We start from the raw sequence: 16597 nt of genomic DNA, 5'->3' as shown, positions 1-16597 counted from the left end.
TGAGTTCATTATTGGGGTGTGCTTTCTTTTTTTTCACCCGACATAATATTTCGTCCTTTAATACCGAAACGATAATTCACTGAGAGCATATATTGTTGTTTCTTGTATGCACCACCAGCTTCGCCACGTATTTGCCAGTGTTTGTTAATTTGCCATTGCCCTCCTAACGAAACGTGCCATGGAGTTAACAAACTTTTATTAAACTGATAAGTAATAGAGCCATTTGTCAGATTGCTTTCAAGATCAGCAAGGCCATTGTTTAGTCGGTTGTAAAGGCCTTCGTAAAGTTGCTGCTTTGGTGGAGGTAAGTTCTGATACCAGGTATCCAACTGATCCTGCATATCATTTATTTTTCCACCGGTAATACCAAGATCCTGTGCACTGATCTTGCCGCTTGTTTCATTAAATACTTTTTGATTTTGGGTAGCAACCCATAAAGCAAAGTTCTGTTGTGGATGATCCGGCATCTTAAAAGCCTTTCCCACTCGCAAGCCAATCAGTCGTGTCTTTACCGGATGGTCGAGCAACTCAAGATCGGTCCAGGCAAAATTAAAGTCACTTGTAACCCAAAACGAACCGAAACCTCCAGCCAGCATTACTCCTAATCCGTAATATTGCCCAGGATTACTGGTAGTAGTTGTAAACTTTATTGGTTCAGCCAAAGAAACAGTGGTATGGCCGGTTAAGGTTCCCGCCAGTGCATAAAGATTTAAAAAGGGGAAAACATAGGTATCGAACCTGAAATTAGTGATGTATCCTTCTCCTGTTATATAATCAAATTTTGCTATTGAATCCAGGCTAATAGGCGCCCCGTCGTTAAAAGCAACTTGCAGGTCGTTAAGTTTAAGGTTTTGCTTGGTATATACGCCATTGGCCATAATTCCATGAGGCAAAATTACATCGATACCTTGTTTCCTGGCTTTTTGTCCAAGTGCAGGGAAAACATAAGGGTATTTGGTTTTTTTTAAGCTATCAATATATTGATCCCGTTTTTTCTTGGGTTGTACATTGGTGTACTGCGCTTTTACTGTATAACAAAAGCATAATAAAATAAGTAGAGAGAGCGCTCTTTTCATTGGATCAGCAGTTGTTTTAGATTGAAACTATAGCGTAATAAAGTTTATTATTTAATAATTATCCATACTGATAATTAGCAAACCTTTATTCTCAGTCAACTATTAAGATACTATAATTTAGACAAGCAAACAACCTCATTTTTTGCATTACGTATGCTGATTTATCCAATGATTTATGATCATAATTTCCAATCTTTAAAACACAAAAAAACACTTAACTTTAAGTTTAAGCATATGACTTTTTAGGGTATTTTGATTCTTTATAGTAAATAACGAACTAAAAAGAGAATTGCCTCGTAAAATCAAATTACAGATTTTCAACTAATTACCTATTAAATATGAGTAGTAGAGGAAAACTGCGTACTACCAGGCAAATAATGAGCTTTGATTACTAACCATAAGTATAGTTATAGTGTTAATCATAAATTAAACTTAACTTCGGGGCGTATTTGGCAACTATTTTTAAAATTTTCAATGAAGCGTTTTTCCATTGTTTTTATACTCTTCTTTTTGTTTAGCAGTCCAATGTTTGCCCAGGAGAAAAAAAAGGCAAAACCAGGAAGGGAATTACCTCAGGATACCATACTTAATTTCCAGCTTGATTCGGCAATTTTAGTTACCGGTAAGCATGGCTTATTTGTTCAAGATTTCATTGATCAAATTTTAACAGATACTGTCTTTTACCAGGGTTTCAAAAAAACGAAGGACTATAATTTCTATGCAGAAAACGATGTTCTTACGTTCAATAAAAAATATAGACGAAACGCGCACATCTTCAAAAAAATATATCACGAACATTTAAACGGTAAATACACACAGAAAGTGCTTAGCAAAATAGATAGTGGTGAGGTATTTAAAAGTAATGGCAGGTATGAACTTTATACTGTTCAAATGTTCAGTTACATTTTTGAGAACATGAACAATTCTGAGTTTACAGGCAATAAGCCGTCAAAAGGGGAAAAAGGTGAAGAAGGCTATAAAGACAAACTGAAAGTACTCATTTTTAGTCCTGGAAAGCCAATTAAGGGGGTACCATTTATAAGTGAGAAGGCTGCAATCTTTGAGCCCGATATGCGTCAGTATTATGATTATCAATTTTTCAGCGGTACTTATATGGGAAACATTCCGGTATATCGTTTCAAATGCGTTGCTAAACCCGAATACCGAAACACCAGCAAGGTGATGATAAATGAATTGACCACTATTTTTGACAAGCGAAATTTTCAGATCTTGGGACGTTTTATCGATATGAGTTATGATAACATGGCCTTTAGTTTTGATGTAAAAATGAATATTGAGATGAACTACTTTGGCGATGATCTTCTGCCGGTTCGCATTAACTATAATGGTAATTGGGACGTTCCTTTTAAGAAGAAAGAAATTGCAGCCTTTAACGTTAAGCACTACGGTTACTCTAAATAATTATACTCCCGGCAAAGCTATTTTGCTAAAAGGCAACAATTCAGTATTTTGAATTCCGTTTGGGGATAAAGTATATGAAACTATTCTCAGTTGCTTTTCTAGCCTTATTTTTTTTGAATGAACCTATCGGGACAGTGCTGCCCGTTAACCGTTCATTTGCCCAACCTTTAGATTCATTAAGTTTTATTTTTACCTCAGCTCGCAGTGGCAAATTGGAGATTTGGAAAAGCCAAAATGGGCAAATGCTCCAATTGACCAATGAGAAAAAAATGGAGAGTTGGCGGGGTAAGGTGTCGCCTGGAGGCAAGAGAATTTTATTTTATCGCTCCTCAAAAGGAAGCAAAAGCAATACAACCGCTAAAGCTTCTCTTTGGGTAATGAATATGGATGGCACCGAACAAAAGGAGTTGATCACGCAGGGGCAAAATGGCTGGATCGACCAATTCGGAGCCAGCTGGTCGCCGGATGGGAAACAAATTATAATGGCAGCAACTACGGTAAAAAATGGAAGCAGCCAGTTATTCTTAACTGATGAAAACGGTAAAAATCCAAAGCAGCTTACAAAACGACAAGGTTATTTTTCTGATCCGGCCTTTTCGCCTGACGGAAAGCAAATTGCATATGTTGCTTTACCCGAGGATTATAACGGCACTAGTTTAGCCTATCTCGAAGTATTTGTGATGAGTATTGATGGGCAGGAGGAAAATCGGCTTACTTATGATGAATTCAGGGACCACGACCCCTCATGGTCACCGGATGGCCGTGAACTGGTTTTTGAAACAGCAACCAAGCCGGGCAATATTACAGCAAGTAAATGGGGAATACGTACTATAAGCGCCGGAGGCGGAGATGTGCGTAAGGTATTGTTTGATGAGGGAATAAATATTTTTCCCCGTTGGATCAATTCCAACTATTTATTGTTTCAACGTATAGGCTATTTAAAGAGTGGAGCCCAATTGTTTACCATCCATGCAGATGGAAGTCAGCTTAAACCTCTTACCAGTGGAAATGGGAACGATAGTGAGCCCGATATTATTCATTGATCCGTAGTAATAAATCATTTAAATCTTAGCAACTTTGCTGGCAAGTTATATTCAAGCGTGATTACCAAAGAGACCATAGATAGAATAATGGATGCCGTTGATATCGTTGAAGTTATCGGCGAATTTGTGCATCTTAAAAAACGTGGGGTAAACTATGTTGGCTTAAGTCCATTTGCCAATGAGAAAACCCCATCATTTACGGTTTCACCGGTAAAGCAAATCTTCAAAGATTTTAGTACGGGAAAAGGTGGCAGTGCGGTTACTTTTTTAATGGAGCTGGAGAAATTCAGCTATCCGGAAGCCCTAAAATGGCTGGCCAACAAATACCAGATTGAAGTTGACGAAATTCGGAAGAAGGATGATAGCCCTGAAAATGATGAACGCGAAAGCTTATTCATTGTAAATGAGTTTGCCCGTAATTATTTCGCTGAAACGCTGTTTGAACGTGAAGAAGGTGTAAACATTGGGCAGAGCTATTTTAAGGAGCGCGGTTTCAGAGAAGAAACCTTGAAAAAATTCCAGTTGGGTTATTGTGCCGATCGCTGGGATGACTTTACGCAAGCAGCGCTAAAATCGGGCTATAAAGAAGAATACCTGGTAACTACCGGGCTTACTATAAAAAAAGATGATGGCAAAACATTTGACCGTTACAAAGGCCGGGTAATTTTTCCTATTCATAGCTTAACCGGAAGGGTAATTGGTTTTGGTGGCCGTGTGTTGAAGACCGGTGAAAAAACTGCCAAATATGTAAACTCACCAGAGTCGATCATTTACCATAAAAGTCAGACCCTTTACGGAGTTTATTTTGCTAAGAACAAGATCCGCGACGAGGATAATTGTTTTCTGGCTGAAGGCTATACCGATGTTATTTCCCTTCATCAATCAGGTATTGAGAATGTGGTGGCCTCTTCCGGAACCTCGTTAACCGTTGAGCAAATTCGGCTGATCAATCGCTTTACTCAAAACGTTACTATTTTATACGATGGAGACGCAGCAGGTATAAAAGCTTCCTTACGTGGTATTGATATGATCCTGGAAGAAGGACTGAATGTAAAAATCGTTCTTTTCCCAGATGGACACGACCCTGATTCATACGTTAGAACCGTTGGAGGTACGGCGTTTAAAGAGTATGTTAAAGAAAATCAAAAGGACTTTATCCTTTTCAAAACATCCATATTACTTCAAGATACTAAAAACGACCCATTAAAAAAGGCGGAAGTAATTCGTGATATTGTTGAAAGCATTGCTAAAATACCTGACAGCATTAAGGCTTCGGTTTTTATTTCCGAAACCAGCAGGCTGTTGCAAATGGAGGAACGCATTTTATTGTCGGAGTTGAATAAGCTCAAACTAAAAAATGCAAAAAGTAAAGATAAAGAGAGGGAGTCAAAGCCTGATTTTACACCCGACTACGATGATCCAAACTTCGACCCAAGGGCTTTAGACTACGCGGAACCCCAAGCAGAGGTGCCGGTTGATAATGAAGATCCGCAGGAAGAAGAAATCATCCGTTTATTGGTCAATTACAGCAGTGAAGTTTGGGAGGAGGAACTTTCAGTAGCTCAGTTCTTGATCCATGCACTTGATGATATTGAGTTTGGGAACCGTTTGTTAGGTACTTTCTTTGAAGAAGTGCGGTTTAAATTGAATGAAGGAGAAACGGTTAACGATCGTTTTTTCATTCACCACCCTAATAATGACATTCGCGATTTAACGGCAACCTTGCTAACCTCTCCATATAGTTTAAGCGAAAACTGGGAGAAAATGCATGATATACCTGTGCCAGATGAAAAATCGAAGTTGAAACAGGCTGTATTAAGCGCAGTTTACCACATTAAAATGCGTAAGGTGATGCGATTGATCAAAGAGAATCAAGAGAAGATGAAAACGGCAACCACTGATGATGAGATAATTGCCTTACAAACTTTTCACATACAGCTAACGCAGGTTAAGAAAGATATTTCGACTGAATTAGGTGCAGTGATATTAAAGTAAAATAAAACAGTAGGCAGTCTCCAGTATCGGATATGAAATTGAAGACTGCCGACTGTTTACTGCCGACTGCTAATGAGCTTCGAGCCAATTGCTGCCTGTTCCGCTTTCTACCAAAATAGGAACTTCCATTTTAATGGCACTCTTCATCAATTCTTCTATAACAGGCCTAACTTTTTCTACCTCAGTTTTAGGAACATCAAATACCAACTCATCATGTACCTGTAAGATCATTCGGGTGTCAACCTTCATCGATTTTAATTCTCGATTGATGTTGATCATCGCCACTTTGATCATATCGGCGGCGGAGCCTTGTATTGGAGCATTGATAGCATTTCGCTCTGCAAATCCACGCACCACGGCATTCGCCGAATTAATGTCACGTAAATAACGACGGCGACCTAAAATGGTTTCCACATATCCATTTTCGCGGGCGAAGTTGGCCATATCGGCCATGTATTTCTTAATATTAGGATATTGAATAAAGTATTGTTCAATAATATCAGCGGCTTCCTTACGAGGAATACCCAAACTTTGCGATAAACCAAATGCCGACTGTCCGTAAATGATACCAAAGTTTACAGCTTTGGCATTTCGGCGCTGGTCGGAGGTAACTTCACCGAATCCAATCCCGTAAACTTTAGCGGCTGTTGCTTTGTGAATATCATGCCCCTGCTTAAAGGCGTCCAGCATACCCGCATCTTTGCTGATCTCGGCAATAATACGCAGCTCTATCTGCGAATAATCGGCCGAAAGCAACGTGAAATCATCATTTCGAGGGATAAATGCTCGGCGAACCTCACGTCCTTTCTCTGTGCGGATAGGAATATTCTGAAGATTCGGATTGTTGGAACTCAAGCGCCCTGTAGCGGCTACAGCCTGATTAAATGAACTGTGTACACGACCGGTCTTGCGGTTGATCATCAATGGCAAAGCATCAACATAAGTCGATTTTAACTTTTGTAACTGACGGAAATCCAATACATCCTGCACCATTTCATGTTTAGGTGCCAGTGCTGTTAAAACATCTTCGCCGGTTTGATACTGGCCTGTTTTGGTTTTCTTAGCCTTGGGATCGAGCTGGAGTTTTTCAAACAGTACTTCGCCTAATTGTTTTGGGGAAGCGATGTTAAAGCGAACACCAGCTTTTTCGTAAATCTGTTTTTCCAAACGCTGAATATCACTTTCAAGCTCTTTAGAGTAATCGGCCAACCCTTTTTGATCAATTCGGATTCCTTCTTTTTCCATATCGGCCAATACATACACTAATGGATTTTCCACTTCACGGGCCAGCTTATCGGCATTGAGCGAAGGCAACAATGGAGCAAACGTTTCTTTCAGTTGAAGTGTAATATCGGCATCTTCGGCAGCGTATTCTCCGGCTTTGTCAATCGGAACACTGCGCATATTGCCTTGATCCTTACCTTTCTTTCCAATTAACTCAGTAATAGAAATTGGCGAATAATTTAGATATGATTCCGAAAGAAAATCCATGTTATGCCGGGTATCTGCATCAATCAGGTAATGCGCCAGCATGGTATCAAATAATGGCCCCTGCATCTCAACGTTGTACCACTTCATGATCAAAATATCATATTTAATATTCTGACCTATTTTTTCTGTCTCCGGATTCTCTAAAATCGATTTAAACTCATTTACAATTGCTTGTGCTTCAGCTTGATTTTCCGGAATGGGAACGTAAAAGCCTTCTCCTTTTTTCCATGAGAACGATAAACCAACAAGTTCAGCGTCATTTGCATCGGTTCCGGTTGTTTCGGTATCAAAGCAAAATGATTTTTGGGCCGCAAGAGCTTCAATAAGCTTCTTCCTTTTATCCGGAGTATCTGTTATTTCATAATTATGCGGAGTGTTCGCTATCGTTTTGAATCCTGTGGTTGATGGTTCCTCTTCATCAGGTTCAATCGCAGTTTCCCTTTTGATAGTTACCGATACTCCTCCAATAGGATTACCAAAGAGATCGGTTTGGATATTGGAATTACTTAGCGCCTGACCACCAGTTACTACGAACTGTTCGCCAAACACCCTTCTGCCTAAAGTCCTGAATTCGAGTTCGGCAAAAAGAGGCTCAAGAATTTCTTTCGAAGGTTCTTTAATACACAATGCATCTACATCTAGTTCAATTGGGGTATTAAGTAAGATGGTAGCAAGTCGTTTTGAAAGTAAGCCCTGATCTTTAAAATTCTCTACATTCTCTTTTTGTTTTCCTTTCAGCTCATGTGAATTGGCGAAAATGTTTTCCATTGAGCCATATTTCTGAATTAACAGCTTTGCTGTTTTTTCACCAATTCCGGGTATCCCCGGAATATTATCAACGGCATCACCCCATAAACCCAAAATATCTATAACCTGGTCAACTCGTTCAATCTCCCATTTGGCCAGCACTTCTTTCACCCCCATAATCTCCATTTCATTACCTGAGCGAGCAGGTTTATAAATGAAGATCCTGTCGCTCACCAACTGGGCGAAGTCTTTATCAGGAGTCATCATATAGGTAATGAACCCTTCTTTTTCTGCTTTTTTGGCAAGTGTACCAATAATATCATCTGCCTCATACCCGTCAACAGTTAAAACCGGAATATTAAAGCCTTCAATAATCCGTTTTACATATGGCAATGCAGCTGAAAGATCTTCAGGCATAGCTTCACGATGTGCCTTGTATTGTTCAAACTCTGTATGCCTCTCAGTGGGAGCCTCGGTATCAAACACCACGGCCATATGGGTAGGTTGTTCTTTTTTCAACACCTCCAGTAAGGTATTGGTAAAGCCAAGCATGGCCGAAGTATTAAGGCCGGAAGAAGTAAAGCGAGGTGCTTTGCTAAGCGCAAAATGAGCGCGATAGATTAGCGCCATTCCATCGAGCAGAAATAGTTTTTTTGTCACAACGATAGGGTTAATGATAACTGCAAATGTAAAGGATAAATTAATGGCTAGGCTTAAATAATTACAGGTTGTAATAAAGCCACATTTTCAATTGTTAAATTGAATTATTGCCCAATGGCATGTATTAGTTATATAAATCGTTTAGCTCCTTACATGACAGTCCAAGATATGGTCATTCACCATGCCTGTGGCTTGCATATGCGCATAACAAATAGTGGTTCCAAAAAACTTGAAGCCTCTTTTTTTCATGTCTTTGCTTATAGCATCAGACAGTTCTGTTCGAGCAGGAACTTCTTTGGTGCTCTTGAATTGGTTTACAACAGGCTTGCCTTCAGGCAAAAAACCCCAGATGTAATTGCAAAAGCTGCCGAATTCCTTCTGCAGGCCGATGAACAGTTTAGCATTGTTAATTGCTGATGTAATTTTAAGCTTGTTACGAATAATACCTTCGTCCTGTAACAAGCGTTCCACATCTTTTTCGGTAAAGGCCGCCACTTTTTCTACATCGAAGCCTGCAAATGCTTTACGGTAGTTTTCTCGTTTACGCAAAATAGTGATCCAGCTTAACCCCGCCTGAGCGCTTTCCAATAACAAAAACTCAAACATGGTCTTGTCGTCGCGAACCTCCCGGCCCCATTCTTCATCGTGGTATTTTTGATATAATGGATCGTTCCCACACCAGGGGCAACGAATAATTGGTTTTGAGTCTTGAGTGTTAAGGTTTAAGTCTTCAGACATTTTAGATAAATTTTTCAGGATGTAAAATCATAAAATTTAATAAACGAGCAACTTCATCGGCTTTGGCATCTAACTCTACAAACTGATTTTTTGTAATGTATCAATTGGCGAGGGCGAAATCAAGCCACACTTGGGTTTCAGCATTCTCCATATCAGAATCAGAAAGTTTACAAGTAAAATGATTTATATACTTTCGTTTACGATATCCTTCTCCAATATTTGCACAAACTGACCGGGAACTTCTTCTTATTTGATCAGTAAGACTATATGTTTCTTCCTTTGGGAATGATTTAGTAATAACGTAAATATCCTGTGCAAGCTCAAATCCTTTTTGATAGGCTAAAAGACTTCTGAAATTCCCCATTTCGAATAAATGTAGATGTTAATATTCTAAAATAACTATTCTGGCTCATTTACTCAAAACCAGGGACTTAAGACTAACTAATGCTTGCTAAATGATTATAATCACTGATTACAATTTGAAGAAATACATAATCAGATAAGGGTGATTCTATGCCGGTAATAGCTTTAATCTTATCAGCAACCGGACCTAGCATCGTTTCATTGTTGGCTTTTAGGCTACGGTTAATTATTCGCTGTACTAGCGTAATATCGTGGTCGGTTAACATCACCACTTCAGGGAAGTTAACTTTATAGTTAGGATTAATTTGGGTTAAAGGAATATCGTTAAACTCATCACGGTTAACCAATTTTACTACTGTGGTGCCGGCAGCAATATCACCAATGCGCTGGCCTTTCCCATTTACCAGGATGGTGATCAGGGCTATAACGCCCGAGGCTAAGTTTATCTCTAAAAGCCTGAACATCCAACGTAATAAATAATCACTCACCGATGGGGTTGAGCCATCAAGTTTTACCACCTGAATACTCATTGAACGCTTACCAATGCTTTGTCCGTTGAAAAAGATCTCCATCAGCAAATGGTACAACATATAAGGCAGTGCCAACAGAATTAAAACAGCCGTTTCGGGCTGAGAACCAATTGAGGTAAACACTACTACCCAAATTAAACCATAGGCTAATAATACCAGGCCATCAATTAAGGTGGCCAAAATCCGATCACCTACACTGGCAAGTTCATAGTTGAGGCGTACATTTTGTGCAGTTTGGATGGTTATAGTGCTGCTCATAAAGATTTTGATGTTACAACTTTAATATGTATCGAAATTAAATATATTTGGCTGATACTTTTTGGCAAGTATAACATTTACGCCGAAAAAAAACGTTAGGTTCAAAAAAATGCGAGAAATAGTTTTTGTTCAGAGAAATGAAGCGAAATGGAGAAGCTTCGAAAGTAACCTGGAGGGAAGTCCTGATGAAATTGCTGAACAATTTATTGAGCTTACTGATGATTTATCGTACGCCCGAACCTTTTACCCAAATTCGGCTACAACAAACTATCTGAATAAGCTGGCCTCAAAATATCACTTAAGTATTTACAGGAATAAAAAGGAAAAGAATAATCGCTTTATCAGTTTTTGGAAGTACGAATTGCCAATGTTAATGGCCCAGCACCGCAAGCAATTGTTCTATTCGTTTCTGATCTTTTTTATAGGGGTCTCCATAGGGGCCTTATCCTCGGCTATGGACGACACTTTTGTGCGACTAATCCTAGGCGACCATTATGTAAATCAAACGATTCAGAATATTGAGAAAGGCGAGCCTACAGCTATTTATAAAAGCGGGGAGCAAACAGACATGTTTATGTCTATTACCGTAAATAATATTAAGGTTTCGTTTATGACCTTTATTGCCGGGGTCATTTTCTCATTGGGCACTGCCTGGCTTCTTTTTACCAATGGTGTAATGCTGGGAGCCTTTCAATATTTCTTTTATACCAAAGGGGTGCTGATTGCTTCAGCACTTTCCATCTGGATTCATGGCACACTTGAGATTTCAGCCATTGTTATTGCTGGTTGTGCAGGTTTGGTTATGGGTAACAGTATTTTGTTTCCGCATACTTATTCACGCCTCGAATCATTTAAACAAGGAGCCCGCAATGGTCTGAAAATAGTTATTGGCCTGGTGCCTGTATTTATTACCGCCGGTTTTTTAGAAAGCTTTGTTACCCGCTATGCTGAAATGCCGTTAGCTTTAAGTTTATTTATTATTTTGGGTTCGCTCAGTTTCGTGATCTACTACTTTGTGATTTACCCCCATCGTTTAACTAACCAAAACCAATTACATGCAACAAAAGATTAATTTAAGAGAAGAACGAGATTTCGGGCAAAAGATAAATGCCGTTTTCACCTTCTTACAGCAAAACTTTAAGCCTTTATTTAAAAGCTTGTTATTTATAGTAGGCCCGGTGGCATTAGTGGCAATTGCTTGTATGTCTTTTTTTGTTACGCAAATATTTAGCAACATAAATGGAGCTGGACCCATGCGCACCGACAACTTTACCTCACTTGGTTTTGTTGGGTATGTTGTGGGTTTTTTATTGCTGATGTTAGCTTTTCTTTTGGTACACCTGGTAGTATACACGTATATGAAAGAGTATCTAACAGATAAATATAAACCCATTGAAACCGGACAGATCATTAGAGTTATTGCGAAAAAGATCGTTTATATAATCCTTTCAATGATAGGGCTGAGCATTGTTTTATTTTTAGCCATGTTCTTTTTATCCATGATCCCTTTTATTGGGCCATTCATATTCTTTTGCGGATTTATTTACATATCAGTGCCTTTAAGTTTAGGTGTTATAATTATGTTGATGGAAGAGGCGACTCCTGTTCATGTGTTCAACCGAATGCTTTATTTAACCTCTGGAAAATGGTGGTCGACCTTTGGTATTTTAGCGGTGATCGGAATTATTCAAGGAGTAACGAATTACATGTTTTTCCTGCCCGTATACTTTGTTACGCTTGCGAATGCTTTGCATGTAGGCATAGTTGATTCGCTAAGCTCTGGGCTTGTGGTCGTTTATTCGGCAGTTGCAATCATCGGTGTATCCATGTTATTCTCACTTCCGGCCGTGGCCATCGGGTTTCAATATTTTAATCTTGTAGAACGCAAGGAAGGAATAGGCTTACTTGAAGAGATCGAACAAATTGGAGAATCACAACCAATGACCGATAATGAAGAAGATTTCTAAGATCTGTTCTTTTATCTTATTAAACGTTTTGCTTTTATCCAACAGGCTTTTTGCGACAGCAAATGCTTATGTAAATGACACAACCAGGCTTGTCCCTCGTTTACCAGCTAGGGCAAGTATTGAGAAATTTGCCGGAGATCCTGACTTTCAATATCAGCGCGACGTTGCTCCTCCGCCAAATTGGTGGGGTAAGTTTTTACGCTGGATCGGCAAATGGCTGGATAAACTATTTGGTGGATTAGGGTATGATAACTTTTGGCAATATGTGTTTATTACCATTATTATCCTTGTTGCCGTTTGGGTTATTTTGAAGTTGGCTGGTGTTAGATTCACTGATCTGTTCCAACGCAAAAAGGTGAATGTTGATTTACCATATGAAACGGTTAATGAAGATGTTCGAAAAATGGACTTTGATCAACTGATTGGGGAGGCGCTCGATCGCAAAAATTACCGGTTAGCCGTTAGGTTGTATTACCTGAAAGCGTTGAAACAATTAGACGAAAGTGGATTGATTGCTTGGAAACCTGAAAAAACGAACAGTTGTTATATGAATGAGCTTAGTTCCTCTCATCTTAAAACCGACTTTCAGCAAATGACTATGAGTTTTGAATACGTTTGGTATGGGGAGTTTAGTTTAGGCGAACACGATTTTAATTCAATTAGAGGCACATTTCTCGCATTTCAAAAACAAATCAACGGCAAATGAAAGGGAATAGGAAATACATAGCAATACTGGTTGTAATGATCCTTGCTTATGCCTTTGTTGATTATTATCGGCCGAAGCCAATTAATTGGACGATTACCTTATCAAACAAGGATAAAATACCCTTTGGGTCATATGCAACGTTTAAACTTTTAAAAGAGGTTTTTCCAAAGCAGAAAATTGTTTCATCTCGCCTGCCTGTTTTTAACCAGCTAAGTGAAACGATTGATAGTTCAGGTAATTACATTTTTGTAGCGCCAACTTTTTTTGCTGACACCAACGACGTAACCAAACTACTTGATTTCGTTTACCGCGGTAACTCAGTTTTTATTGCCGCCTCTTCTATTAGTGGTAAGCTGGCCGATACACTGGGAGTGGAAACAGAATATGAGGTGGATGAAAAGGAATATTCCACAAAATTAGTTTGGAGTAGCGAGGAAACGCTGTATAAATTTAAACAGCCCCGTGACAACAGTTTTTTTGATTCGGTTGATGCTAAACGTACGTTAGTTTTAGGCAGAAAACTTTCGGGAAAACCCGATTTTATAAAAGTTAGGCACGGTAAGGGTAACTTCTATTTGAATACCAATTCAACCGCTTTCGCCAACTTTTTCGTACTTGACAAAGCTACCAGCGATTATGCTTTTAAAAGTTTTTCCTATTTGCCGGTGAAGCCTGTTATTTGGGACGAATATTTAAAACAAGGCCGCTCTGGAGCTGACGACATTTTCCGGGTATTGTTTGATTATCCCGCATTGCAATGGGCTTATTACATTATGATCCTGGGCACTTTGGTTTTCATCATTTTCGAAGCAAAACGCCGGCAGCGAATCATTCCAATCGTACCGCCATTGGCTAATAATACGCTGGATTTTACCAAAGTGATCGGTGCTTTGTATTTTAATAATGCCAACCATACCGATGCAGCCAAGAAGAAAGTTAACTTCTTACTTGAATACATACGAACCCATTTTTTTGAGCGTACAAATGAACTCGACAATGATTTTATTACTCATTTTACCGTAAAAACCGGTTGGGATAAAGATAAAATGCAACAACTTTTTGAAATGGCGCGGTGGGTAAGGGTGCTTCCTGATAATTATGAACTTTCGGAAACAGAGCTAATGCAGCTTAATATATTAATTGAAGATTTTTATGAATTCGTTTCGATCACTAAAACTTCGTCGCGCAAGTAAAAGATCAAACGAGATAAGTATAAAGTAATTTAAATAGTTTGGAAACCTTGGAAAATAACATGGAAACAGTATCGACAGGTTCAGAAGAAACCCCGGTATTTCAGTCGCGTATTGATTTTGAACAATTAAATAAAAGTATAAGCCAGATCAAAGAGGAATTGGCTAAGGTAATTGTGGGACAGCAAAGCTTTATTGAATTGCTGATAACAGCTATTTTTGCCGATGGTCACGTACTTATCGAAGGCGTTCCGGGGGTTGCCAAAACATTAACGGCAAAGCTCATGGCCAAAACTATCCATTCAAACTTTAGCCGCATTCAGTTTACACCTGATCTAATGCCTTCGGATGTATTGGGAACTTCGGTGTATATGCCTTCAACCTCCACTTTCGAGTTTAAACAAGGCCCGATTTTTTCAAACATCATTCTTATTGATGAGATCAACCGATCGCCGGCAAAAACACAATCTGCTTTATTCGAGGTAATGGAAGAGCGTCAGGTAACAAACGATGGAGTAACCTACCCGATGGCGTTCCCGTTCTTGGTTATGGCCACCCAAAATCCAATTGATCAGGAAGGAACTTATCGTTTGCCGGAAGCGCAACTCGACCGTTTCCTGTTTAAAATTGAGGTAAAATATCCTTCATTAGAGGAAGAAGTGCAAATATTAAACGGTCACCACACCGGCTTTGCCAATAAACTGGATGAAGTGAAGGCAGTTTTAGATTCAGCAACTATTACGTCTTTACGTGATAAGATCCGCCAGGTGCATGTTGAACCGAAATTGCTCGAGTACATCGCTCAAATTGTGAACAGTACACGCGATAACAAATTCCTGTACTTGGGGGCTTCTACACGCGCCTCAGTGGCATTGTTAAATTCCGCTAAAGCATTAGCCGCTATCAGAGGTCGTGACTTTGTAACTCCAGAAGATATACAGGAACTTACTTATCCGGTATTGCGTCATCGTATCATTCTTACACCGGAGAAAGAAATGGAAGGTGCTTCCGCCGATGAAATCATCAAACTGATTGTCCAAAAAATTGAAGTTCCAAGATAGTGCGTTTCATTAAGGACTTATACCTAAGCAATCGATTCTTCACCCTGCTGGTTAGTTGTGGGGTGCTGTTCGTTGTTTCCTTTTTTCTGCCACTTTTATACGGTTCGGCAAAGGCGATCTTTGCCGTTTTTATAGTACTTACTCTTATTGATTACCTTTCTGTTTTCTTGCTGAAAGAAGGTTTCTTTGCGCGTAGAGAAATGGCCGAAAAGCTATCAAACGGTAGTGAGAATGAGATCTATCTATATCTCGAAAACCGCTATACATTTGGGACATACGTTAAGGTTATTGATGAAATTCCGCACCAGTTTCAAAAAAGAGATGTGCTGTTTAAGGAAACCCTGAAAAGCGGGGAATCAAAAACATTACGTTACTGGCTTCGACCGGTTAAGCGAGGGGAATACGAATTTGGAGCAATTAACATTTTTATCTCTACTGTAATTGGGCTGACTCGTCGCCGTTTTCGATTTGATCAGGGAAAAACCGTTCCGGTGTATCCTTCATTTATCCAGATGCGCAAATATGAGTTAATGGCCATTTCCAACCGTTTGCCTGAGCTGGGGATAAAACGGATCCGAAGGATTGGGCATAGTTCAGAATTCGAGCAGATTAAAACCTACGTTGCAGGCGATGATACCCGTACAATCAACTGGAAGGCAACGGCACGTAAAGGATCATTGATGGTGAATAACTACCAGGATGAGAAATCGCAGCAAGTTTATTGCATTATCGATAAGGGCAGGGTTATGCAAATGCCTTTTGAGGGAATGAGCCTACTTGATTATTCAATCAACGCTTCACTTGTATTAGCCAATTCGGCCATGATCAAAGGTGATAAGGCGGGTATAATTACGTTTTCCAATAAGATCAGCAGTATTCTTAAGGCCGATAAAAAGCCGGTTCATTTGCAACATATTTTAGAGTTGCTCTACAATCAGCGCACTCAGTTTAAGGAATCGGATTACGATAAGCTGTTTGCCAATATCCGTGTAAATATTAATCAACGCAGCTTATTGGTACTGTTTACCAATTTTGAAAGTTTGGCAGCTATGCGTCGACAATTGCCCTTCCTATTGCAGTTAGCCAAGCATCACCTGGTGCTTACCGTATTTTTTGAAAATACGGAGATGGATGAGTTGCTAAACTCAAGACCGGCCAATACGGAAGAAATTTATCTGAAAACCATTGCTGAGAAGTTTGTTTACGACAAAAAACTGATTGTAAAAGAACTGAATCAGCATGGAGTCCACACACTATTAACCCCTCCGGCTAAGCTTACCGTTAATACCCTAAACCGATACCTGGAGTTTAAAGCAAGGGGGTTGATATAAAGAAATAGTACCAAAAAAA

General features: G+C 39.4%; 14 protein-coding genes. 9 read left to right on the top strand and 5 right to left on the bottom strand.

Translation table 11 applies throughout. The features are described 5' to 3' along the window. Positions 1–8: 8 nt before the first annotated feature. Positions 9–1076: a hypothetical protein gene (locus C3K47_RS00555; protein WP_103787127.1), complete on the bottom strand. Its 1068-nt coding sequence runs from the start codon at positions 1074–1076 to the stop codon at positions 9–11. Positions 1077–1550: 474 nt separating this feature from the next. Here C3K47_RS00555 and C3K47_RS00550 point away from each other — a divergent pair, with 474 nt between their 5' ends. The 3 genes from C3K47_RS00550 (at position 1551) to dnaG (ending at position 5536) form a co-directional block, all read left to right on the top strand. Further along, positions 1551–2498, top strand: a complete 948-nt coding sequence (locus C3K47_RS00550) for a hypothetical protein (protein ID WP_103787126.1) — start codon at positions 1551–1553, stop codon at positions 2496–2498. Between the two features lie 74 nt (positions 2499–2572). Continuing rightward, positions 2573–3541 (top strand): TolB family protein, encoded by a 969-nt coding sequence (locus C3K47_RS00545; RefSeq protein WP_103787125.1) that lies wholly within the window; start codon positions 2573–2575, stop codon positions 3539–3541. Positions 3542–3598: 57 nt separating this feature from the next. Continuing rightward, complete coding sequence (gene dnaG, locus C3K47_RS00540; protein WP_103787124.1) at positions 3599–5536, top strand: DNA primase; 1938 nt, start codon at positions 3599–3601, stop codon at positions 5534–5536. Positions 5537–5605: 69 nt separating this feature from the next. Here the strand turns inward: dnaG and polA are convergent, their stop codons facing one another. The 4 genes from polA to C3K47_RS00520 all read right to left on the bottom strand — a co-directional run bounded on the left by polA (position 5606) and on the right by C3K47_RS00520 (position 10323). Further along, entirely contained in the window at positions 5606–8404 is a 2799-nt protein-coding gene (gene polA / locus C3K47_RS00535; protein WP_243392484.1) for a DNA polymerase I, read from the bottom strand. A 171-nt stretch (positions 8405–8575) separates the two neighbouring features. Beyond that, positions 8576–9172 carry a DNA-3-methyladenine glycosylase I gene (locus C3K47_RS00530; protein ID WP_103787122.1) on the bottom strand — a complete coding sequence of 199 codons (597 nt, stop codon included), beginning with the start codon at positions 9170–9172 and terminating at the stop codon, positions 8576–8578. A gap of 100 nt (positions 9173–9272) precedes the next feature. Beyond that, positions 9273–9536, bottom strand: a complete 264-nt coding sequence (locus C3K47_RS00525) for a four helix bundle protein (protein WP_243392469.1) — start codon at positions 9534–9536, stop codon at positions 9273–9275. Between the two features lie 73 nt (positions 9537–9609). Continuing rightward, positions 9610–10323, bottom strand: coding sequence for an RDD family protein (locus tag C3K47_RS00520; protein WP_103787121.1), 714 nt, complete (start codon positions 10321–10323; stop codon positions 9610–9612). A gap of 109 nt (positions 10324–10432) precedes the next feature. On the opposite strand from C3K47_RS00520, the gene C3K47_RS00515 reads away from it, so the two are divergent. From C3K47_RS00515 to C3K47_RS00490, 6 genes are read left to right on the top strand one after another with little or no spacing between them, the layout of a single operon-like run. Then, complete coding sequence (locus C3K47_RS00515) at positions 10433–11395, top strand: stage II sporulation protein M (protein ID WP_103787120.1); 963 nt, start codon at positions 10433–10435, stop codon at positions 11393–11395. Then, positions 11379–12290, top strand: coding sequence for a hypothetical protein (locus C3K47_RS00510; RefSeq protein ID WP_103787119.1), 912 nt, complete (start codon positions 11379–11381; stop codon positions 12288–12290). Before C3K47_RS00515 ends, C3K47_RS00510 begins: the two co-directional genes overlap by 17 nt. Beyond that, positions 12274–12996 (top strand): DUF4129 domain-containing protein, encoded by a 723-nt coding sequence (locus tag C3K47_RS00505; protein WP_103787118.1) that lies wholly within the window; start codon positions 12274–12276, stop codon positions 12994–12996. The genes C3K47_RS00510 and C3K47_RS00505 overlap by 17 nt, the downstream gene beginning before the upstream one ends. Continuing rightward, the gene (locus tag C3K47_RS00500) at positions 12993–14189 is read left to right on the top strand and encodes a DUF4350 domain-containing protein (RefSeq protein ID WP_103787117.1); all 1197 of its coding nucleotides are present in this window, start codon (positions 12993–12995) and stop codon (positions 14187–14189) included. The genes C3K47_RS00505 and C3K47_RS00500 overlap by 4 nt, the downstream gene beginning before the upstream one ends. Before the next feature lie 59 nt (positions 14190–14248). After that, on the top strand, positions 14249–15247 hold the full coding sequence (locus C3K47_RS00495) for an AAA family ATPase (RefSeq protein WP_103787116.1): 999 nt from the start codon (positions 14249–14251) through the stop codon (positions 15245–15247). Further along, positions 15247–16578: a DUF58 domain-containing protein gene (locus C3K47_RS00490; RefSeq protein WP_103787115.1), complete on the top strand. Its 1332-nt coding sequence runs from the start codon at positions 15247–15249 to the stop codon at positions 16576–16578. Before C3K47_RS00495 ends, C3K47_RS00490 begins: the two co-directional genes overlap by 1 nt. Positions 16579–16597 lie beyond the last annotated feature (19 nt).

Source organism: Solitalea longa (assembly GCF_002920915.1).
Lineage (GTDB): Bacteria > Bacteroidota > Bacteroidia > Sphingobacteriales > Sphingobacteriaceae > Solitalea > Solitalea longa.
This window is presented reverse-complemented; position numbering and strand designations above follow the sequence as displayed.

Bases quoted from the DNA above. Each gene is read 5' to 3' on its own strand.
- C3K47_RS00555 (WP_103787127.1), bottom strand. From the start codon at position 1,076: ATGAAAAGAGCGCTCTCTCTACTTATTTTATTATGCTTTTGTTATACA.
- C3K47_RS00550 (WP_103787126.1), top strand. From the start codon at position 1,551: ATGAAGCGTTTTTCCATTGTTTTTATACTCTTCTTTTTGTTTAGCAGT.
- C3K47_RS00545 (WP_103787125.1), top strand. From the start codon at position 2,573: ATGAAACTATTCTCAGTTGCTTTTCTAGCCTTATTTTTTTTGAATGAA.
- polA (WP_243392484.1), bottom strand. From the start codon at position 8,404: ATGGCGCTAATCTATCGCGCTCATTTTGCGCTTAGCAAAGCACCTCGC.
- C3K47_RS00530 (WP_103787122.1), bottom strand. From the start codon at position 9,172: ATGTCTGAAGACTTAAACCTTAACACTCAAGACTCAAAACCAATTATT.
- C3K47_RS00525 (WP_243392469.1), bottom strand. From the start codon at position 9,536: ATGGGGAATTTCAGAAGTCTTTTAGCCTATCAAAAAGGATTTGAGCTT.
- C3K47_RS00520 (WP_103787121.1), bottom strand. From the start codon at position 10,323: ATGAGCAGCACTATAACCATCCAAACTGCACAAAATGTACGCCTCAAC.
- C3K47_RS00515 (WP_103787120.1), top strand. From the start codon at position 10,433: ATGCGAGAAATAGTTTTTGTTCAGAGAAATGAAGCGAAATGGAGAAGC.
- C3K47_RS00510 (WP_103787119.1), top strand. From the start codon at position 11,379: ATGCAACAAAAGATTAATTTAAGAGAAGAACGAGATTTCGGGCAAAAG.
- C3K47_RS00505 (WP_103787118.1), top strand. From the start codon at position 12,274: ATGAAGAAGATTTCTAAGATCTGTTCTTTTATCTTATTAAACGTTTTG.
- C3K47_RS00500 (WP_103787117.1), top strand. From the start codon at position 12,993: ATGAAAGGGAATAGGAAATACATAGCAATACTGGTTGTAATGATCCTT.
- C3K47_RS00495 (WP_103787116.1), top strand. From the start codon at position 14,249: ATGGAAACAGTATCGACAGGTTCAGAAGAAACCCCGGTATTTCAGTCG.